Source organism: Mesorhizobium sp. M1E.F.Ca.ET.063.01.1.1 (assembly GCF_003998155.1).
Taxonomy (GTDB): Bacteria; Pseudomonadota; Alphaproteobacteria; order Rhizobiales; family Rhizobiaceae; genus Mesorhizobium.
This window is the reverse complement of the sequence record NZ_RZSC01001493.1, coordinates 1-560: the sequence shown is the minus strand read 5'-3', so window position 1 is coordinate 560 and position 560 is coordinate 1. Positions and strand designations below refer to the sequence as shown.

1 pseudogene is annotated in these 560 nt (G+C 68.4%); it reads left to right on the top strand.

Annotated elements, in window-relative coordinates:
• Positions 1-39: 39 nt before the first annotated feature.
• Positions 40-560 (top strand): annotated as a pseudogene (locus EOA29_RS39415) (Ppx/GppA family phosphatase); the annotation flags it as partial.

Genomic DNA, 560 nt, shown 5'->3' with positions numbered 1-560 from the left:
ACCTGACGATCCGCGAGAAGGCATCGATGACGCGGAACTGGCCGTGCCGGCCGGGCCGCCATGGACCGCGCCGTCGAGGCGTTGAAAATCTGCGGCGAGAAGCTGCGCAACCGCAAGATCAGGAAGGCGAGGCTGATCGCCACCGAAGCCTGCCGCTCCGCCGAAAACGGCGTCGAGTTCCTCGAACGCGTCGAGCGCGAGGCCGGCCTCAAGCTTGAGATCATCGATCGCCAGACCGAGGCCCGCCTAGCGGTCTCCGGCTGCGGCTCGCTGGTCGAGCGCGACACGCGCGGCGTGGTGCTGTTCGATATCGGCGGCGGCTCGTCGGAGATCGCGTTGATCGACCTGACCCGAGGCCAGCGTTCGCCGCGGCTGGCCAACCACATCGTTTCCTGGACGTCGCTTCCCGTCGGTGTCGTGTCGCTTGCCGAACGCTTCGGCGGCCGCACGGTGACGCGTGAGACCTTCGGCGCCATGGTCGACGACGTCGCTGTGCGCCTCAAGGCCTTCGACGGGCGCGACCGGCTGGCGCATGTGCTCGCCAGCCCGCAGTTCCATCT